Below are 20,191 nucleotides of genomic sequence, written 5' to 3' on the forward strand. Positions count from 1 at the left end.
CAGCCTTTATTTCTTCACCAGTTTGCAAGTGCTCTGCTCGATCGGCCGGAAAGCCTTGTCCGCCGGAATCACCGCCTTGAGCTTGTAATAGTCCCAGGGCTTCTTCGACTCCTCGGGCGCCTTCACCTCAAACAGGTACATGTCATGCACCATGCGTCCATCCTCGCGCACGCGGCCGTTTTCGGCAAATACATCGTTCACGGGCTGCTTTTTCATTGCCATCACGGTGGCCTTGGCCTCGTCCGTGCCCGCGGCCTGCACGCCCTTCAAGTAGTGCAGCACAGCAGAATACGTACCCACTTGCACCATCGTCGGCATCTTCTTGCGCTGCTCGAAAAAGCGCTGCGACCAGGCGCGGCTGGCATCGTTGCGGTCCCAGTAGAAGCCATCCGTCAGGAACAGGCCTTTGGCCGTCTTCAGGCCCAGTGCATGTACGTCGGTGATATGGGTCAGCGACGCTGCAATCACCTGCTTGGGTGTTACGCCGAACTCTGCCGCTTGCTTGAGCAGGTTCGCCGAATCGCCCGCTGCGTTGGCCATACCGATCACCTCGGCCTTGGAAGACTGCGCCTGGATAATTTGCGACGAAAAGTCGCCTGCGCCCAGCGCATGCTTCGCGCCACCCACGACCGTACCGCCGGCGGCCTTGATGGCCTCCTCAAAGCCGGCTCGCAGCGCCCGCCCGCCGGCATAGTCAGCCTCGATGAAGAACCAGCTCTTTTTTCCCGACTCGGTGATCGCGCGCGCCGTGCCCTGCCCTTGCGAGTATTCATCGTAGGCCCAGTGCATCGTCGTGGCATTGCAGTCGTCATTGGTGATGCGCAGCGATGCAGGACCGACCGGAATCACCACCTTGTTCTTCTCCACGGCCAGATTCATCACGGCCAGCGTCACGGCCGAGGAAGGGATGTCGGTCACCATGTCCACGCCCTCCCGGTCAAACCAGGTGCGCGCAATCGAAGCCCCAATGTCCGGCTTGAGCTGCATGTCCGCCGAGAGCAGCTTGACCTTGAAACTGGGCTTGTACTGCGCCACGAAATCATCGATGGCCATCTGAGCGGCCAGCACCGAGCCGCGCCCGCTGGCGTCCGAATACACACCCGATAGATCGGTCAGCACGCCAATGCGCACCTCACCGTCGGAAATGCCCTGCGCCGCGGCGGTGTAGGAGGCTGCAGCCAACGCGAGGGCAGCGCTCAAGGCGCGCAAGGGCTGAAGTGCTTGGTGGGGCATGTGCATTGTCTCCTGCAACAAGGGTTGGAATGCCCACGATTGTGTTCAGCCGCCCAGCTGCACGGTATCGTCCGTTGCGACGATCTGGCGCGAACCAGCCCTCTCGTTAACCCTGAAGCCTCTTACGCCCGCTCATCCCATCACGCGCGCCTGCAGCGTCCCCAGCACGATCATCGCCACCTGCAGCAGCACCAGCACCGCCAGCGGCGACAGGTCCACGCCGCCCACCAGCGGCAGCACGCGGCGCAGCGGGCGCAGCAGCGGATTGGCCAGGCGGGCCAGCACCTCGGCGATGGGCGAGCGCGTCTGCACCCACGACAGCACCGCATAGACGATCACCAGGCCGGTCAGGCCCGACACCGCCACCCGCGCCAGGCCAAAGATGGCCAGCCACGGCAGCTTGGCCAGGCCGGCGCCCGCGCCCAGCAGCAGCCACAGCAGCAGGTATTGCGCCAGCTGCAGCAGCAGCGCGCCCACCACGCACGAAAGATCCCAGCGGCCGGCCGCGGGCACGATCTTGCGCAGCGGCAGCACCAGCCAGTCGCTGAGCGCGAACACGAAGCGGCCCACCGGGTTGTCGAAGGGCACGCGCTGCAATTGCATGTACAGGCGCAGCAGGCAGGCGCCGGTCAGCAGGCCGGCAGCCACGTCAAGCAGCAGGGAGATGATCTGGAACAGCATGAGATGAATGGCGAAGCGTCCGTGCGATGATAGCGGGGCCGCACGAATACCCTTCCATACCCCTCCATGCCCCAGCCACCGACCCTGACATCGCTGCCGCTGTTCCCGCTGGGCACGGTGCTGTTTCCGGGCGGCCTGCTGCCGCTGCGGGTGTTCGAGGTGCGCTACCTGGACATGGTGCGCAAGTGCCGGCAGGCCGGCACGCCGTTCGGCGTGGTGGCGCTCACCGAGGGGCACGAGGTGCGCCGCGCCGGCGCGCCCGAGGAGCGCTTCCACGATATCGGCACGCTGGCCACCATCGACCAGCTGCAGACGCCCCAGCCCGGCCTGCTCACGCTGCGCTGCCACGGCACGCAGCGCTTTCGCATCCTGCGGCGCAGCCTTTTGCCGCATGGGCTGTGGATCGCCGATGCGCAGCCGCTGCCAGACGACGCACCGGTTGCGCTGCCGCCCGACCTGGCGCCGCTGGCCGCCGCGCTGGCGCGGATGCAGGCGGCGCTGCGCGAGCGCGGAGCCGACCTGCCTGGCGACCTGCCCGGTGACATGCCCGCCGACTGCGGCTGGGTCGCCAACCGCTGGTGCGAGCTGCTGCCCGCGCCGCTCGAATTCAGGCAACGCCTGATGGCGCTGGACAACCCGCTGTTGCGCCTGGAACTGGTGGGCGACCTGCTGGCGCGCTCGGGCTTGGTTCCTTGAAAAAAACATAGCTATCATCGCTTACCTGTAGGCAATTTCAAATACTTTTCTATTTGAAATCAAGGCATACCAATCGCCAGCAGCTCCTGTTTTTGCATTGCCAGCGCAATATGCTGTGCCTCGTAAAAAAACTAGAATCATGGGTTTTGGCCCAATGCGGCGCATAACTGCTCCTGGGCCTGTTTGCCTGTTTCCTACGCACACCAGCCCGCGGGCTGCGCCATCCATGTCCGACAACCAGAACACCGCAGCAGCCCCGACGGCTGCGCCCCAAGACGAAAACCAGCTGATCGCCGAGCGCCGCGAAAAGCTCAAGGGTCTGCGCGAGGCCCAGGCCAAGGGCTTGGGCGTGGCCTTCCCCAACGACTTCAAGCCCAGGCACCGCGCGGCTGCGCTGCAGCAGGCCCATGCCGAGGCCTCGGCCGAGGCCCTGGACGCCGAGCCGGTCGCCGTCAGCGTGGCCGGCCGCATGATGCTCAAGCGGGTGATGGGCAAGGCCAGCTTCGCCACGGTGCAGGACGCCTCGATGGGCCCCACCGGCGGCCGCATCCAGCTCTACGTGACGCGCGACGCGGTCGGCGAAGAGGCCTATGCCGACTTCAAGAAGTGGGACCTGGGCGACATCATCGGCGCCGAGGGCACGCTGATGAAGACCAAGACCGGCGAGCTGTCGGTCAAGGTGACGCGGCTGCGCATGCTCACCAAGAGCCTGCGCCCCATGCCCGACAAGTTCCACGGCATGGCCGACCTGGAGCAGAAGGTGCGCCAGCGCTATGTGGACCTGATGATGGACGAGCAGGCGCGCCGCCGCTTCATGGCGCGCAGCAAGGCGGTGTCCGGCATCCGCGAATTCATGGTGGACAACGGCTTTCTCGAAGTCGAGACGCCGATGCTGCACCCCATTCCCGGCGGCGCCAACGCCAAGCCCTTCGTCACCCACCACAACGCGCTCGACCAGGAGATGTACCTGCGCATCGCGCCCGAGCTGTACCTCAAGCGCCTGGTGGTCGGCGGCTTCGAGCGCGTGTTCGAGATCAACCGCAACTTCCGCAACGAAGGCATCTCGGTGCGCCACAACCCCGAGTTCACGATGATGGAGTTCTACGCGGCCTACTGGAACTACCGCGACCTGATGGACTACACCGAGGCACTGATCCGCGACGCGGCGCAAAAGGCCGTGGGCACGCTGCAGCTGAGCTACGGCGGCAAGCCGGTGGACCTGGCCAAGCCCTTCGAGCGCCTGAGCATCCCCGAGGCCATCGCAAAGTACACCGAGGCCGGCGACCAGGTGGCCGACCGCGAATGGCTGACCAACGCCCTGCGCAAGCTGGGCCTGAGCGAGGAAAAGGATCGCCTGGCGAGCCGCACGCTGGCCGGCCTGCAGGTGCTGTACTTCGAGGAAGTGGTCGAGGAAAAGCTCTGGAACCCCACCTTCATCATGGAGCACCCGACCGAGATCTCGCCGCTGGCGCGCGCCAACGACGAGCGCCCCGAGGTCACCGAGCGCTTCGAGCTGTACATCACCGGGCGCGAGTTCGGCAACGGTTTTTCCGAGCTCAACGACGCCGAGGACCAGGCCGCGCGCTTCAACGCCCAGGTGGCCGCCAAGGACAGCGGCGACGACGAGGCCATGTTCTTCGACCACGACTTCGTGCGCGCGCTGGAATACGGCATGCCCCCCACCGGCGGCTGCGGCATCGGCATCGACCGGCTGATGATGCTGCTGACCGACAGCGCCAGCATCCGCGACGTGATCCTGTTCCCGGCGCTGCGCCGCGAGCAGTGAGCTCTCTTGCATGGCCTGCGCCCGCCAGCGGGCCGGCCCTGTCCTACATGGGCATCCATCAATAGCTGGCACATCCTCGATAGCGCTGCACGCATACTTTGACTCACGGCGGCCGCGGCCCACCAGCGCGGCCGAAAGCCCAACCCTTGAGGAAACTGTCATGCTTCACTACGCAGTCGTTTTTCTGGTCATTGCACTGGTCGCCGCGCTGTTCGGCTTCGGCGGCATCGCGGCAGGAGCCGTTGGCATTGCCAAAATCCTGTTCTTTGTGTTTATAGTGCTGGCCGTGATATCGTTCCTTTTCGGTCTTGTCAAAAAGTAGCAAGCCCGACGCCAGTTGGCATTTGCCGGTGTCCATGCCGCCTACGCCAATGCACGCCATGTAGTGATACGTAGAAAGAGGTCATAGTTATGAGCGTAGAAAAAACCGCCAAGGATGCTGTGGAAAAAGTGCACAACGCAGCCGAGGACGTACTCGACCATGTCGAAGACGCGGTGGACACCGCACGCGGCGCAGCCCGCTCCGCCTACAGGAAGGCCGAACACAAGCTGGACGACATGAGCGAACGTGTCAGGATCGACGATCTGGCCGCCCGGGCCCAGGACCTGGCCAACCGCGGCATCAATTACGCGGCCGACACCTCGCACCGTGCCCGCAAGCACTTCCACCGTGCGCAGGAGGCCACCACGACCTACGTCAACGAGCAGCCCGGCAAGTCGTTGGCGATGGCGATGGCCGCAGGCGCGGCGCTGGCCACGCTGGTCATCATGGCCACCCGCAGCCGCGATTGAAGATTTTTTACCGTTGTCGGTTATGCGTGGATGCAGCCGCTGATCGATACTCACCATCGTTGCCATGCATCATTTTTTCGGAGGACATAAGACCATGAAGAAAATTACCCGTACCCTCGCCATCGCAGCCATGACCGGCGCCACCCTGGTGATCGCCACCGGTTGCTCGGTTGCCCGCAAGCAGGAGACCGTGGGCGAGTACATCGACGGCTCCGCAGTGACCACCGCGGTCAAGGCCAAGCTGGCCAATGACGCCACCACCTCGGCCGCCAACATCAACGTCAAGACCATCGACGGCGGCATCGTGCAGCTGTCCGGCTTTGCCAAGTCGCAGGCCGAAAAGGATCGCGCTGGCGAACTGGCACGCTCCGTCAAGGGCGTGACCGAAGTGCGCAACAGCCTGATCGTCAAGCAGTAAGCCACGGCAGCTGCAGTAAAACGGGCCCTTCGGGGCCTGTTTTTTTCTCTACTGTCAACCATCCCCACGCCATGCAAATCTTCCACTGCGGCCAGTGCGGCCATGTGGCCTTCTTCGAGAACGTGCAATGCCTGCATTGCGGTGCGGTGCTGGCCTTTGTTCCCGAAGCCGGCGCGGTGCAGGCCGTGGCGCCGCTGGAGCCGAATGCGGCCGAGCCGCTGACCGCCCTGTGGCAGCCGCTCGGCGAAGGCCAGCCGCGCTACCGCATGTGCGCCAACCGGGTGAACCACCAGGCCTGCAACTTCGTGGTGCGCGAGGACGACCCGCACGAGCTGTGCGTCTCGTGCCGGCAGACGCAGATACAGCCCGACCTGTCCGTGCCCGGCAACCTGCTGCGCTGGCAGAAGATCGAGGCCGCCAAGCGCCAGCTCTTCTACACGCTGGCCAAGCTGGGCGTGCCGCCGCAAGCCCCCGAATGGTGGCCCAGCTACCAGTTCCTGGCCGATGTTGCGGGCGAGCCGCCGGTGCTCACCGGGCATGCCAACGGCATCATCACGCTCAACACCGCCGAGGCCGACGACGACGAGCGCGCGCGCCGCCGCGTCGAGCTGCACGAGCCCTACCGCACACTGCTGGGCCACCTGCGGCACGAATCCGGCCACTTCTACTGGGACCGCATGGTGCGCGACGGCGGCGAGCTGGAGTCGTTTCGCGCGCTGTTCGGCGACGAGCAGCAGGACTACCAGCAGGCGCTGCAGCAGCACTACCAGTCGCCGCCGGATTTCGCGCGCTGGAGCGCCTCCCACGTCAGCGCCTACGCCTGCGCCCATCCCTGGGAGGACTGGGCCGAAACCTGGGCCCACTACCTGCACATGATGGATCTGCTGGAGACCGCCGCCAGCTACCAGGTGCAGCTGGCCATCGCCGGGCCGTCGGGCTCCAATCCGGTGCAGGTGCTGGACCCGTTCGCGCCCGACGCGCCCGGCTTCGAGGCCTTGATCCAGCAATGGGTGCCGCTGACGCTGATGCTCAACAGCCTCAACCGCAGCCTGGGCCAGCTGGACGCCTATCCGTTCGCGCTGGCGTCGGGTGCGATAGAGAAGCTGGGCTATGTGCACCGCCTGGCACAGCGCTGGCGCGGCAAGGCCGAACCCGCCTGAGCCTGCGCGCCGCACCATCGCGGTGCAGGCATGGAAGTTGCTCTTTCCCCGGCATATCGCCAGGAGATACTCCATGCTGAGCCGCACCGCCGACCACCTGTTCTGGATGGCCCGTTACATGGAGCGGGCCGAAAACACCGCCCGCATGCTGCATGCGGGCTACCAGACCGCGCTGCTGCCCCGCCAGGCGGCGGCAGCCGAGCACCTCTGGCAGGGGCAGCTGTCCATCAGCGAGCTGCTGCCGGCCTATACCGCGCGCCATGGCCCGGTGGCGCCCGGGCGGGTGCTGGACTTCATGGTCGGCGACGCGGCCAATCCCTCGTCCATCCTGGCCTGCCTGTGCGCGGCGCGCGAGAATGCGCGCGCGGTGCGCGGCACGCTGAGCACCGAGGCATGGGAGGTGCAAAACCAGACCTGGCTGGAAGCCAGGCGCCTGCTGCGCGGCAACGCGCTCGAACGCGATCCGGCGCAGCTCTTCGAGTGGGTGGTCTTCCGCTCGCACCTGTCGCGCGGCGTGGCCGTGGGCACCATGCTGCAGGACGAGGCGCAGCAGTTCATGCGCCTGGGCACCTTCCTGGAGCGGGCCGACAACACTGCGCGCCTGCTCGGCGCGAAGTTCCACGCCGCGCCGCCGCCCCCGGCCCTCGGCACGGCGGCGCCGGAGCATGATCTCTACCACTGGAGCACACTGCTGGCCAGCGTCTCGGGCCTGGAGACCTACCGCAAGGTGTACCGCGACGCGGTGACGCCCGCGCGCGTGGCCGAACTGCTGATCCTGCGGCCCGACATGCCGCGCTCGCTGCACGCCAGCATGCGGCAGGTACAGGCCAACCTGGAGCTGCTGGCCGGCGACCCCCAAGGCTCCCAAAACCGCCAGGGCCAGCCAAGCGAAGCCTGCCGCCGCGGCGGCGAGTTGCTGGCGCGCCTGCGTTTTTCCCGCATCGACGAGATACTGGACAGCGGGCTGCATGCCTTCATCACCGGCTTCCTGGGCCGGCTCAACGAGCTGGGCGCGCGCATCCGCCGGGATTTCCTGGCGCCGGCCTGAGAACGTGTTTAGGGGCCCAGCATCTGCGCGGCCGGCGCCACCGTCACGCTGATGCGCAGCGCATGGTGCTCGCCGCCATGGATCACGCCGCGCAGCGGCGACACGTCGGAGAAGTCGCGGCCCCAGGCCAGGGTCACATAGTCTTCGCCCGCCGCGCGGTCGTTGGTCGGATCCAGGTCCAGCCACTGGCCGCCGCCGTCCGGCGCGGGCGACCACACCGAGACCCAGGCATGCGATGCATCCGCGCCCACCAGGCGGGGCTGGCCGGGCGGCGGCACGGTCAGCAGATAGCCGCTCACATAGCGCACCGCCAGGCCCAGGCTGCGCAGGCAGCCGATCATCACGTGGGCGAAATCCTGGCACACGCCGCGGCGCAGCCGCAGCGACTCGAGCGCCGGGGTGCCGGCATCGGTGGCCTCGGCGGCATAGGCGAAGTCCGCGTGGATGCGCGACACCAGCTCGCGCGCCGCCTGTGGCAGCGGCCGGCCCGCGGCAAAGCTCGGGCGGGCATAGGCCGCGAAATCCGCATGCCGGGGCACGTAGGGCGAGGCAAAACCGAACTGGGCCGCACTCTCGTAGCCCGCGCCGCGCCGGTAGCGCAGGCGCTCGCGCACCGCTTCCCACGGCAGGCCCGGCGCGGCCTCGGGCGGGGCACAGGTCTCGAGCAGGCTGTCCGCCCGCACGCTCAGCGCATCGTGCATGAACGGCAGGCTGAAGAAACAGCGCGGATTGCCGAAGGCATCCTCGCCGTCGCTGCATTGCGTGGGCTGCGGGCTGATGTGCAGCGCATGCGACAGCGTGCGCTGGGTGGCGGTGGCGCGCGGCCGCAAATGGGCCAGGTGCTGGGCATTGGCCGCCGGCGGGCTGTAGTCGTACACCGTTTCGTGGATCACGTGCAGCTGCATGGGCCTGTTCCTTCGCGGCCTCAAGCGCCGACGCTGTGGCGCGCCGCATCGGCCGCATGGGTGAAGTAGCGCGTGGCCAGCAGGTCCGACAGGCGCCAGGCGCCGCTGCGGCACTCGTGCAGGTGGCGCAGCAGCGCCGCATGGCGGCCGCCGCCATCCTGCGCGCACAGCGCCTGCAGCGCAAGGCCCGCGGCATCGGGGATGAGGGTGCCCGCCGCCGGCGCGGCGGCCTCGGCGGCGGCCTCGATCTTGGCCAGCCGGCCGCGCACCGTCTGCGCCACCCAGGCCAGCGAGCGCGGGTTGTCGTGGTCGAGCACCAGCAGGTCCAGCAGCGCCGGCAGGTCGCGCCGCTGCTGGTACTGGGCATGGAAGGTGATGGTGCTGTCGAACAGCGCCAACATGGCCTCGAAGCCGTCTTCGGCGAACACCGCGCCGAATTCGACGCCGCGCGCCAGCGCGTCGGCAAAAAAGCCCAGCCGCTCCAGGTAGCGGCCCACCGACAGCAGGCGCCAGCCGTCGTCGCGCGTCATGCGGTCGGACTGCTCGCCCGTCATCGCCGCGATGCGGCCCAGCAGCGCATCGAGCACGGGCACCACCTCCGGCGGCGCCAGGCCGATGCCGTCGCCGCCCTCGCGGCACTGCCGCACGAAGTCGGCATGGGCGCGCTCGATCAGGCTCCAGTACGCCGGCGAGAGGCGCTCGCGCACCGCCGATGCGGCACCGCGGATGCCGCCCAGGTTGTAGCCCACGCTGGGCGTCTCGGCATCCGCCAGCCCGGCGATCAGCGCGCGCTCGAAGCCCAGGCGCGCCGCCGTGGCCGGCACCATGCCCTGCTCCGCGGCCAGTGCGCCAATCCAGGCCAGCAGCGGGCGCGAGGCCTGCTCTTCGCCGCTGCTGCATTGCAGCGCGATGCGCGCCAGCCGCGCCGTGTTCTCGGCGCGCTCGGTATAGCGGCCCAGCCAGAACAGGTTCTCGGCCGCGCGGCTGGTGACCTGGCGGCTGCGCTGCACCACCGCCGGCGCCGCGCGCCCGGGGGGCAGCAGCGTGGTCGCGTCCACCGGGCCGCCGGTCTGCACCCAGACGTCGGCGCTGCTGCCGCCGCGCTGCATCGAGGCGATCTCGCGCTCGTCGGTGGCAATGCGCGCCAGCCCTCCGGGCAGCACCTGCCACGACTGCGCGCCGTCGCAGACCGCGAACACCCGCAGCATCACCGAGCGCAGCGCCATCGGGCTCTCGCCCGGCGCGCGCGCTTCGCGCCAGGTCGGCATCTGCGACAAGGGCTGGTAGGCCTGCACGGTATAGGCATCGCCCTGCTGGCGGATGCGCTCGGCCCATTGCTGCAGCTGCTGCGGCGCCAGCGCTCCGCCCAGCACCGCCACGCCCTGCGGGCCGGGCCAGGTGGGCCGGATCACGCTGCGCGCCAGGCGCGGCAGCACGTCGAGCATGGCGGCCTCCTCACCGCACCACCAGGTGGGCAGCGCCGGCAGCGCCAGCTCCTCGCCCAGCAGCTGGCGCGCCAGCGCGGGCATGAAGCCGAGCAGCGCGGACGACTCCAGCCAGGCCGAGCCCGGCGCATTCGCCACCAGCACATTGCCGGCGCGGATGGCCTGCAGCAGCCCGGGCACGCCCAGGCGCGAGTCCGGGCGCAGCTCTAGCGGGTCGAGGAACTCGTCGTCCAGCCGCTTGAGCATGCCGTGCACCGGCTGCAGGCCATGCAGCGTCTTGAGGTACAGGCGCGCATCGCGCACGGTGAGGTCGCTGCCCTCCACCAGCGGCAGGCCCAGGTAGCGCGCCAGGTAGGCGTGCTCGAAGTAGGTTTCGTTGTAGGGCCCGGGCGTCAGCAGCACGATGCGGGCGTCGCCGCCCTCGGGGCACATGCGCCGCAGGCCGTCGAGCAGCGCCCGGTAGGTGGCGGCGATGCGCTGCACCCGCATGGGGCCGAACGCCTCGGGAAACAGGCGCGAGACCAGCAGCCGGTTCTCCAGCAGATAGCCCAGCCCCGACGGCGCCTGGGTGCGCTGCGACACCACCCACCAGCCGCCCTGTGCATCGCGCGCCAGGTCGAAGGCCGCGATATGCAGGTGCGTGCCGCCCACCGGCCGCACGCCGTGCATGGGCCGCAGGTAGCCGGGGTGGCCATGCACCAGCGCGCCGGGCAGCAGGCCGCGCTGCAGCAGCTGCTGGGGGCCGTAGGCGTCGGCCATCATCCGCTCCAGCAGGCGCACGCGCTGCAGCACGCCGGCCTCGATGCGCTGCCAGTCGCCCTGCCCGAGGATGAGCGGAAACAGGTCCACCGACCACGGCCGCTGCGGGCCGCCGGCATCGGCATAAACGTTGTAGGTGATGCCGTTGTCGTGCACCTGGCGCTGCAGGCTGCGCATGCGGCGCCCCAGGTCCTGCAGGCCATGCGCCCCGAGCTGCGCGAAGAAGTCGCCCCAGGCGGAGCCGGCCGGCATGCCGTGGCCGCGCAGCTCGTCGAAATGCCCGGCGGCGGCCGGCGGCGCGAGCGCGGCCGCCAGGCTGGCGGCGTCGGCAAAGTCAGCCAAGCCGGCTAAGGGCGGAGTGTCTGTCAATGGATCCACAACGCCGGATTGTCCACCATGCATGGGGGCGTTCAGGGCCGCATCTGCCGGCGCAGGTCGAGCGTGAACGGGAACTCGCGGCTACCCGGCAGCTCGATCGTGGCCGGCGGCACGGCCATGCGGCCGGGCGTGTGCCCCATGCGGAAGAAGCGCGCCAGGCGGCGGCTCTCGGCCTCGTAGGCATTGACCGGGAAGGTGGCGTAGTTGCGGCCGCCGGGATGCGCCACGTGGTACTGGCAGCCGCCGAGCGAGCGCTGCATCCAGGTGTCCACGATGTCGAAGCTCAGCGGCGCATGCACACCGATGGTGGGGTGCAGCGCGCTCGGAGGGTTCCATGCCTTGTAGCGCACGCCGGCCACGAACTCGCCCTGCGTGCCCGTGGGCTGCAGCGGCAGCGGCTGGCCGTTGACGGTAATGGCGTAGCGGCTGTCGTTCAGGCCTGTGACACGCACCTCGATGCGCTCCAGCGAGGAATCGACGTAGCGCACGGTGCCGCCAATGGCGCCCTCCTCGCCCATCACATGCCATGGCTCCAGCGCGCAGCGCAGCGTGAGCTCGATGCCGCGCGACTGCACCGCGCCGACGAACGGGAAGCGGAATTCGAAATGCGGCGCGAACCATGCCGGATCGAAGGCATAGCCGGCCTCGGCCATCTCGGCCAGCACGTCGCGCAGGTCCATCTGGATGAAGCTGGGCAGCAGCCAGCGGTCGTGCAGTTCGGTGCCCCAGCGCGCGGCGGGCGCCTGGTAGGGCTCGCTCCAGAAGCGGGCGATCAGCGCGCGCAGCAGCAGCTGCTGCACCACGCTCATGCGCGCATGCGGCGGCATCTCGAAGGCGCGCAGCTCCAGCAGGCCCAGGCGGCCGGTGGCCGAGTCGGGCGAGAACATCTTGTCGATCGAGAACTCGCTGCGGTGGGTGTTGCCGGTCACGTCGACGAGGATGTTGCGCAGTGTGCGGTCCACCAGCCACGGCGGCATGTGCTGGCCGTGCAGCTCACGGTTGCGGCGGATCTCGCGCAGCGCGATCTCCAGCTCGTACAGCTGGTCGTTGCGCGCCTCGTCCACGCGCGGTGCCTGGCTGGTGGGTCCGATGAACAGGCCGCTGAACAGGTAGGACAGGCTGGGGTGGTTGTGCCAGTACAGCAGCAGGCTGGCCAGCAGCTCGGGCCGGCGCAGGAAGGGCGAGTCGGCCGGCGTGGCGCCGCCCATGACCATGTGGTTGCCGCCGCCGGTGCCGGTGTGGCGGCCGTCGGTCATGAACTTCTCGGCCGACAGGCGCGACTCCCAGGCCGCGCGGTACAGGAATTCGGTGTGCTGCACCAGTTCGCGCCAGTGGTGCGCGGGGTGGATGTTGACCTCGATCACGCCGGGGTCGGGCGTGACCTGCAGCAGCTTCAGCCGCGCATCGCGCGGCGGCGGATAGCCTTCGAGCACGATCTTCACGCCCAGCGCCTCGGCCGTGGCCTCGACTGCGGCGAGCAGCTCAAGGTAGTCGTCCAGCCGCGCCAGCGGCGGCATGAAGACATAGAGCACCCCGCCGCGGTCGGCCGCGCCCTCGGCCCGGGGGCCGTTGGCACGCTGCGGATCGCGCACCTCCACGCACAGCGCGGTGCGCAGCAGCCCTTGGGCCGAGGTGAAGCGCGCCGGCAGCCGCACGGTTTCGCCACTGCCAGCACTGCCGACCTGATCGGCCATGCCGCCGCCTTCGCCCTCGGCGAGCGGCTGGGGCGCCTGCATCGCATAGCGCGCGCGCATCGCCGCGGCGGCACGCAGCGCCGCCTGCGGCGCGCTCGGGTCCTGCGCGATCTGGTGGGGGTAGTCGCCCGCGCTCACCCAGGGCAGCGAGTCCAACGGCAGGCGCAAGCCCATGGGCGAGTCGCCGGGCACGAGGTACATGCGCTCGTCGCGGAAGAACCACGGCCCGGTGCTCCAGCGGCTACCCGCGGCCGCCGGGCCGTCGTCCGCCTGCAGCGGCAGCACGTAGCCGACCACCGCGTCGAGCTTTTGCGCGAACACGCGGCGCAGCCGCGCGCGCTCCAGCTCGTCGTCCAGCCGCGCGTCGAACGGATCGACATTCACCGGCAGGCGCCGCTCGCGCCACAGGTAGTAGAACACGTCCTCATAGCCGGCCTCGATGTGGCGCCCGCTCAGGCCGAGCCTGCCCGCCAGCGCATGGACGAAGCGGCTCGCGTCCGCACTGGTGTAGTGCGAGGGCTCGCGCTCGTCGGCGAACAGCTGCGGGTTGCCCCAGGCCGGCTGGCCATCGGCGCGCCAGCAGATCGACAGCGCCCAGCGCGGCAGCTGCTCGCCCGGATACCACTTGCCCTGGCCGAAATGCAGGAAGCCGCCCTGGCCGTATTCGGCGCGCAGCTTGTGCACCAGTTCGGTGGCAAAGCCGCGCTTGGTCGGCCCGAGCGCATCGGTGTTCCATTCGGGTGCATCGCGGTCATGCACCGCGACGAAGGTGGGCTCGCCGCCCATGGTCAGGCGCACGTCGCCGGCCTGCAGATCAGCGTCGACCTGCTCGCCCAGCGCCAGCACCGCCTGCCACTGCTCGTCGCTGTAGGGCTTGGTGACGCGCGGCGATTCGTAGACGCGCGTGACCCGCATCTCGTGCCTGAACTCCACCTCGGCCTCGTCCACCAGCCCTTCGATGGGCGCGGCTCCCGAAGGCTGCGGCGTGCAGGCCAGCGGGATATGGCCCTCGCCCGCCAGCAGCCCGCTGGTGGCGTCCAGGCCGATCCAGCCGGCGCCGGGCAGGTAGACCTCGCACCAGGCGTGCAGGTCGGTGAAGTCGTGCTCGGTGCCGCTCGGGCCGTCGAGCGCCTTGACGTCGGGTGCGAGCTGGATCAGGTAGCCCGAGACGAAGCGCGCCGCCAGGCCCAGGTGGCGCAGCAGCTGCACCAGCAGCCAGCCCGAGTCACGGCAGGAGCCGCTGGCTTTCTCCAGGGTTTCCTCGGGCGTCTGCACGCCCGGCTCCATGCGGATGAGGTAGCGGATGTCCTGCGCCACCTGGCGGTTGAGGTTCACCAGGAAGTCGATGGTGCGCTGCCCTTCGGCCCCCAGATGGCTCCTGGTCTTGTCCAGGTAGGCCTGCAGCAGCGGCGTCAGCGGCGCGGCGGCGAGATAGGGCGCCAGCTCCTGGCGCACCGTGTCGCCATACTGGAAGGGCACCTGCTCGGCCTCGGGCTCCAGGAAGAAGTCGAAGGGGTTGTACACCGCCATCTCGACCACGAGATCGACCTCGACCTTGAAGCTTTGCGTCTTCTCGGGAAACACCAGCCGCGCCTGGTAGTTGGAGAACGGGTCCTGCTGCCAGTTGATGAAATGCTGCGCGGGCTCTACCCGCAGCGAATACGACAGCACCCGGCTGCGGCAGTGCGGCGCCGGGCGCAGGCGCACGGTCTGCGGCCCCAGCTCGACAAGGCGGTCGTAGGTGTAGTGCGTGACGTGGTGGAGTGCGGCATGGATGGACATGGAATACCCGGTTCTTGGTGGCGTCCACGCCAGCGCATGCAAGTTCCAGGCCACGGACAACGCACCGAATTGGTGCACCGCGCACCAAGGGGGATCCATCGCCCCGGCTTCGGCCGGGGCAGCGGACTCAGGCGCTGCGCTGTGCCACTTTCCTGGCCAGCAGCGCCGCCACATGGGGCGAGACGAACTGGTCCACCTCGCCGCTCAGGGTGGCGATCTCGCGCACGAAGGTGCTGCTGATGAACTGGTAGCGCGTGCTGGGCGTGAGGAAGACCGTCTCCACATCGGGCATCAGCGAGCGGTTCATGCCGGCGAGCTGGAATTCATAGTCGAAATCGGTCACCGCGCGCAGGCCGCGCACCACCGCGTTCGCGCCCTGCGCCACCACGAAGTCGCGCAGCAGGCCGTCATAGGTCTCGACCCGCACGCCTTCGTAGCCCTGGACCGATTCGCGCACCATGGCCAGGCGCTCTTCCAGCGAGAACATGGTCTTCTTGTGGTGCCCGGTCGCCACGGCCACGATCACATGGCCGAAGAGCTGCCAGGCGCGACGCACCACATCCTCATGGCCCAGGGTGATCGGATCGAAGGTGCCGGGGTAGACGGCGACGACGTGGGGGGTCACAGGCAATTCCTCGTGTCAAAGCGCAGACCGCCGCAGCATAGCCGATTTCTACGCGGGCTCCGGTCGCAGCTTGGTCAGCAGGTGGGCATGCACGGCGCCGGCCTTCAGGTGGCGGTGCAGCGCCCAGCCCAGCGGCGCCAGGGCCTCGGCGCCCCAGGCCTGCGGCGCCTCCAGGTACAGGTAGCCGTCGTCGGCCAGCGCCGCATGGCCGGCCTGCAGGGCCGGCTCGAACCAGGCACCGGAAAACGGCGGGTCCAGAAAGATCGCATGCCAGTGGCCCGGCGCGCTGGCCTTGAGCGCGGCCACGCCGTCGCCGCGCACGATGTGCACCATGCCGGCGCCCAGCTTGGCACCCTGCTCGCGCAACTGCTGCGCGAGGCCGGCGTCGGACTCGACCATGCGCACCTCGGCGGCGCCGCGCGAGGCGGCTTCCCAGCCCAGCGCGCCGCTGCCGGCAAAGGCGTCGAGGCAGCGCCAACCGGCAAGGTCCTGCCCGAGCCAGTTGAACAGGGTCTCGCGCACGCGGTCGGGCGTGGGCCGCAGATCGGGCCGCTGCAGCACCTGCAGCCGGGTGCGGCGCCACTGGCCGCCGATGATGCGGATCTCGCCGCTGGCGCCGGCCGCGCCGCGCCGGGCAGGGACCGGCTTGGGGTTGGCGCGGGCCATCAGGGCTTGGCCCCCAGCACCACGGTCACCATTTTCTCGGGCTGCACCATGCGCGCCATGGCGCGGCGCACGTCCTGCACGGTCAGCGCCTCGACGCGCTCGCTCCAGTGCTCCAGGTAGTCCAGCGGCAGGCCGTTCCAGGCGATGTTGGTCACGTTGCCCAGCAGCTTGGCATTGCTGTCGATGCGCAGCGCAAAGCCGCCGATGAGGTTGTCCTTGGCGTCGCGCAGCTCCTTGTCGGTGGGGCCGCCGGCAATGAATTTCTGCAGCACCTCGCGCGTCACCTGCAAGGCCTGGGCGGCCTGGTCGGGCCGGGTCTGCAGGCCGACGACGAAGGCACCGGCATCCAGGCCCGGGCTGAAGCTGGAATACACGCCATAAGTGAGGCCGCGCTTCTCGCGCACCTCCTCCATCAGCCGCGACGCGAAACCGCCGCCGCCCAGGATATGGTTGCCCACCAGCACGGCCAGGAAGTCCGGGTCGGCGCGGCGGATGCCGGGCTGCCCGAGCAGCACCTGGGCCTGCGCGGCGGCAAAGGGAATGTCCTGCTGCTCTGCCTTGGCCAGCGGCTGCACCGCGGGCACCGCGGGCAGCGCCGCACATTGGGCCGGTATCCGCGCCAGCAGGCGCTTGACCAGCGCATCGGCCTGCGCCTGGTCCAGCGCGCCCACCAGCGTGACCTTGGCGCGGCAGGCGTCGACATGGCGCAGCAGGTAGGCCTGCATGGCGGCCGGATCGATGCGCGCCAGCGTGGCTTCGGTGGGGCGCTGGCCGTAGGGATGCGCGCCGAACACCGCGCCGTTGAGCGCCCGCGCCGCGACCACGCCCGGGCGGGTGTCGCCTTCCTTGATGGCCGCACTCCAGCGTTCGCGCTCGCGCTGCCAGATGGCGGCATCGTAGCTGGGCTGGCCGATCTGGCGCGCGGCCAGGTCGGCGGCGCGCTCCAGCAGGCTGCGATCGCTGAGCGAGCGCAGCGAGAAGCTGAGCGCATCCTCGCTGGCGCCGGCGTTGAAGCTCGCGCCCAGGTCGGCCCAGGCCTCGCCGATGGCGTTCTCGTCCATGGCGGGCTGGCTGGCGTCGGCCTTGACGCCCTTGGAGGCCATGCGCGCGGCGGCGCTGGCCAGGCCGGCCTGCTCGGCCGGGTCGCGGCGGCTGCCGGCATCGAAGTTCAGCTGCACGTCCACCATCGGGATGGTGGGGCTGTCGACCAGCCAGACCTGCGCACCGCTGTCCTGCGTCCAGTGCTGGATGGGCAGCAGCGCCCAGGCGCTGTGGGCGGACAGCAGCGCGCCGGCCCCGACCAGGGCGGCCTGCGCAAGCCGGCGAGAGAATGGGAAATGGATCATTTTTTGCATCGAATTTGGCTACAGGGCTTATCTGTATTAGGCAATCAGCTATGGATTTTGACAGTCAATGCACCGCACCATTGGCGCTGGCATCGCCTGCGCGCCGCTGCGCCGCCCGGTCGGCATCCGACAGGGGCTGCGGCACCAGCGTGGCCACGGTGAGCTGGTCATCGCCAAAGTACTTGGCCGCCGCGGCCTGCACCTGCGCCGGGGTGATGGTCTTGAGCAGCACCAGCAGCTTGTCGTTGGCATCGAGCGGCAGGCCCTGCACCCAGTTCGAGCCCAGGTCGTTGGCCTGGCCGAAGACCGAATCGCGCTCATAGACGGTCGAGGCCGTCCACTGGGTCTTGACCCGGGCCAGCTCGGCATCGCTCACCCCTTCCTGGGCCACACGCGCCACCTCGGCGCGCAGCGCGTCCTCCACTTCCTTGGCGCTGTGGCCATTGGCGGGAATGCCACCCAGCACGAAGGTCGCCGGCCCGCGGTTGACCACGTTGGCGCCGCTGAAAGTGGCATCGGCCACGCGCTTGTCGCCCTGGGTCAGGCGCCGGTCCAGCCGCGCACCGTCGTAGCCGCTGAGCACGCCCGAGAGCATCAGCAGCGCCAGCGCATCCTGGTCGCCGGCCTGGGGCGCATTGAGCGACTCCAGGTCCGGCACCTTGAAGGCCATCAGCACATAGGCCTGCTCCGCCGGCGCCTTGTAGTCGACGCGGCGCACGCCCTTTTGCTGCGGCTCGGGCCGGGGCTTGCGCCCCGGCAGCGCGCGGGCGGGAATGGAGCCATAGTATTTCTCGGCCAGCGCCCGCACCCGGGCCACATCCACGTCGCCGGCCACCACGACCACGGCATTGGCGGGCACATACCACTGGCGATGGAATTCGCGCGCATCGTCGGGCGTCATCGAATCGAGGTCGCCCATCCAGCCGATCACCGGGCGGTGGTAGGGCGAGGCGACGAAGGTGGCGGCGTTGAGCTGCTCCATCAGGCTGGCGCGCGGGCTGTCCTCGGTGCGCATGCGGCGCTCTTCCTTGATGACCTCGATCTCCTTCTTGAACTCGCTGTCGGGCCACTGGTTGTGGGCAAAGCGGTCGGACTCGAGGCGCATCACCTGCTCCAGCCGGTTCGCTGGGATCTGCTGGTAGTAGCCGGTGTAGTCGCGGTTGGTGAAGGCATTGTCCTGCCCGCCCAGCGCCGCCACCTTGCGCGAGAAATCGCCCGGCGCCACCGTGGGCGTGCCCTTGAACATCATGTGCTCCAGCGCATGGGCCAGGCCCGAGCGGCCATCCACCTCGTCGATGGAGCCGACCCGCACCCACACCATGTGCACCGCGGTGGGCGCGCGCCGGTCGGGCTGCACGATCAGGCTCATGCCGTTCTTCAGCGTGAACTGCTGCGCGCCGGCGGCGTTGGTGGCGATGGGAGCCGCGGCTGCCTTGGCGACAGGAGCAGCGGGAGGTGCCGCCGAGGCAGCGGCACAGGCGATCCAGGCCGTAGCGGCCAGCAGGGACAGGGAACGTTTCATAGAATAGGACCAATACCGTTGGCAGCCCATCGAGGTCGGGGCTGCAGACCGGTGTGATTCTACGTAGCCGCCAATGTTCAGTTTCTTTAAGAAAAAATCCCCCACCGCCGATCCCGCAGCCGCCAGCCCGGCGCCGGCACCCGCCCCCACGGAGCCAGAAGCGCCCGCCGGCAAGAGCTGGCTGCGCAACCCCTTCGGCAAGAGCGAGGCGGCGCCCCCCCCTGCACCGGCTCCCGCCGCCCTGCCCGCGCCACCGGCACCTATACCTGTACCTGCGCCTGTACCGGCACCGCAGGCGGATGACCCACCCACCGTTACCAGCACGGGCAGCGAGGCCGAGCGCCAGGGCTGGATGTTCCGGCTCAAGAGCGGGCTGCGCAAGACCGGCAGCAGCATCACCACCGTCTTCACCGGCACGCGCATCGATGAGCAGCTGTACGAGGAGCTGGAAGAAGCGCTGCTGATGGCCGATACCGGCGTCAAGGCCACGCAGCATCTGCTGGCCGACCTGAAGCGCCGCGTCAAGGAAGCCAAGGCCACCGAGCCCGCCGCGGTCAAGTCGCTGCTGGCCGATGCGCTGGCCGATCTGCTGGCGCCGCTGGAAAAGCCTTTGGTCATCGGCGAGCACCAGCCCACCGTCATCATGGTCGCAGGCGTCAACGGCGCGGGCAAGACCACCTCGATCGGCAAGCTGACCAAGCACCTGGCGGACAGCCAGCAGGCGGTGCTGCTGGCCGCGGCCGACACCTTCCGCGCCGCGGCGCGCGAGCAGCTCGGCGTCTGGGCCGACCGCAACATGGTCGAGATCGTGAGCCAGGACGGGGGCGATCCGGCGGCGGTGAGCTTCGATGCCGTCACGGCCGGCAAGGCCCGGGGCAAGGACGTGGTGCTGGTCGATACCGCCGGCCGCCTGCCCACGCAGCTGCACCTGATGGAGGAGCTGAAGAAGATCCGCCGCGTCATCACCAAGGCCGAGGGCTCGGCGCCGCACGAGGTGCTGCTGGTGATCGACGGCAATACCGGCCAGAATGCGTTGAACCAGGTCCGCGCCTTCGACGACGCGCTCTCGCTCACCGGCCTGATCGTCACCAAGCTCGACGGCACCGCCAAGGGCGGCGTGCTCGCTGCCATCGCGCAGGAGCGGCCGATCCCGGTCTACTTCATCGGCGTCGGCGAGAGGCTGGAAGACCTGGAGACCTTCAGCGCCCGGGAGTTTGCCCAGGCGCTGCTGAGTTGATGCTCAGCTTTTCCCGCG

General features: G+C 69.1%; 17 protein-coding genes. 8 read left to right on the forward strand and 9 right to left on the reverse strand.

Going from position 1 to position 20,191, the window contains the following annotated elements; translation table 11 throughout:
- Nucleotides 1-6 precede the first annotated feature (6 nt).
- Both ACODRX_RS00110 and ACODRX_RS00115 read right to left on the reverse strand, forming a co-directional pair.
- Nucleotides 7-1,239 (reverse strand): ABC transporter substrate-binding protein, encoded by a 1,233-nt coding sequence (locus ACODRX_RS00110; protein ID WP_488868787.1) that lies wholly within the window; start codon nt 1,237-1,239, stop codon nt 7-9.
- Between the two features lie 126 nt (nt 1,240-1,365).
- Complete coding sequence (locus tag ACODRX_RS00115) at nt 1,366-1,914, reverse strand: YggT family protein (RefSeq protein ID WP_488868789.1); 549 nt, start codon at nt 1,912-1,914, stop codon at nt 1,366-1,368.
- Between the two features lie 66 nt (nt 1,915-1,980).
- Here ACODRX_RS00115 and ACODRX_RS00120 point away from each other — a divergent pair, with 66 nt between their 5' ends.
- From ACODRX_RS00120 to ACODRX_RS00150, 7 genes are all read left to right on the forward strand, one after another.
- Complete coding sequence (locus ACODRX_RS00120; RefSeq protein WP_488868791.1) at nt 1,981-2,610, forward strand: LON peptidase substrate-binding domain-containing protein; 630 nt, start codon at nt 1,981-1,983, stop codon at nt 2,608-2,610.
- A gap of 226 nt (nt 2,611-2,836) precedes the next feature.
- Nucleotides 2,837-4,396 carry a lysine--tRNA ligase gene (lysS, locus tag ACODRX_RS00125; protein WP_488868793.1) on the forward strand — a complete coding sequence of 520 codons (1,560 nt, stop codon included), beginning with the start codon at nt 2,837-2,839 and terminating at the stop codon, nt 4,394-4,396.
- A 160-nt stretch (nt 4,397-4,556) separates the two neighbouring features.
- A complete protein-coding gene (locus ACODRX_RS00130) occupies nt 4,557-4,718 on the forward strand; it encodes a DUF1328 domain-containing protein (protein ID WP_488868795.1) in 162 nt (53 codons plus the stop codon).
- A gap of 89 nt (nt 4,719-4,807) precedes the next feature.
- Entirely contained in the window at nt 4,808-5,188 is a 381-nt protein-coding gene (locus ACODRX_RS00135) for a hypothetical protein (RefSeq protein WP_488868797.1), read from the forward strand.
- A gap of 94 nt (nt 5,189-5,282) precedes the next feature.
- On the forward strand, nt 5,283-5,606 hold the full coding sequence (locus ACODRX_RS00140) for a BON domain-containing protein (RefSeq protein WP_488868799.1): 324 nt from the start codon (nt 5,283-5,285) through the stop codon (nt 5,604-5,606).
- 71 nt (nt 5,607-5,677) lie between these two features.
- Nucleotides 5,678-6,766, forward strand: a complete 1,089-nt coding sequence (locus tag ACODRX_RS00145) for a zinc-binding metallopeptidase family protein (RefSeq protein ID WP_488868801.1) — start codon at nt 5,678-5,680, stop codon at nt 6,764-6,766.
- A gap of 73 nt (nt 6,767-6,839) precedes the next feature.
- Entirely contained in the window at nt 6,840-7,814 is a 975-nt protein-coding gene (locus ACODRX_RS00150) for an alpha-E domain-containing protein (RefSeq protein ID WP_488868803.1), read from the forward strand.
- A gap of 8 nt (nt 7,815-7,822) precedes the next feature.
- On the opposite strand, the gene ACODRX_RS00155 is transcribed toward ACODRX_RS00150, so the two are convergent.
- From ACODRX_RS00155 to ACODRX_RS00185, 7 genes are all read right to left on the reverse strand, one after another.
- Nucleotides 7,823-8,719 (reverse strand): transglutaminase family protein, encoded by an 897-nt coding sequence (locus tag ACODRX_RS00155; RefSeq protein ID WP_488868805.1) that lies wholly within the window; start codon nt 8,717-8,719, stop codon nt 7,823-7,825.
- Nucleotides 8,720-8,739: 20 nt separating this feature from the next.
- The gene (locus ACODRX_RS00160; RefSeq protein WP_488868806.1) at nt 8,740-11,325 is read right to left on the reverse strand and encodes a circularly permuted type 2 ATP-grasp protein; all 2,586 of its coding nucleotides are present in this window, start codon (nt 11,323-11,325) and stop codon (nt 8,740-8,742) included.
- A gap of 8 nt (nt 11,326-11,333) precedes the next feature.
- Nucleotides 11,334-14,777, reverse strand: coding sequence for a transglutaminase family protein (locus ACODRX_RS00165; protein ID WP_488868808.1), 3,444 nt, complete (start codon nt 14,775-14,777; stop codon nt 11,334-11,336).
- Between the two features lie 127 nt (nt 14,778-14,904).
- On the reverse strand, nt 14,905-15,402 hold the full coding sequence (coaD, locus tag ACODRX_RS00170) for a pantetheine-phosphate adenylyltransferase (protein ID WP_488868810.1): 498 nt from the start codon (nt 15,400-15,402) through the stop codon (nt 14,905-14,907).
- Between the two features lie 48 nt (nt 15,403-15,450).
- Nucleotides 15,451-16,068, reverse strand: coding sequence for a 16S rRNA (guanine(966)-N(2))-methyltransferase RsmD (gene rsmD, locus ACODRX_RS00175; protein WP_488868812.1), 618 nt, complete (start codon nt 16,066-16,068; stop codon nt 15,451-15,453).
- Nucleotides 16,068-17,414, reverse strand: a complete 1,347-nt coding sequence (locus ACODRX_RS00180; RefSeq protein WP_488868814.1) for a M16 family metallopeptidase — start codon at nt 17,412-17,414, stop codon at nt 16,068-16,070. Before ACODRX_RS00180 ends, rsmD begins: the two co-directional genes overlap by 1 nt.
- Nucleotides 17,415-17,478: 64 nt before the next feature.
- Nucleotides 17,479-18,936, reverse strand: a complete 1,458-nt coding sequence (locus ACODRX_RS00185) for a M16 family metallopeptidase (RefSeq protein ID WP_488868816.1) — start codon at nt 18,934-18,936, stop codon at nt 17,479-17,481.
- Nucleotides 18,937-19,009: 73 nt separating this feature from the next.
- On the opposite strand from ACODRX_RS00185, the gene ftsY reads away from it, so the two are divergent.
- The gene (gene ftsY, locus ACODRX_RS00190) at nt 19,010-20,173 is read left to right on the forward strand and encodes a signal recognition particle-docking protein FtsY (protein ID WP_488868818.1); all 1,164 of its coding nucleotides are present in this window, start codon (nt 19,010-19,012) and stop codon (nt 20,171-20,173) included.
- Nucleotides 20,174-20,191: the final 18 nt, after the last annotated feature.

Source organism: Comamonas sp. FG99 (genome assembly GCF_057808605.1).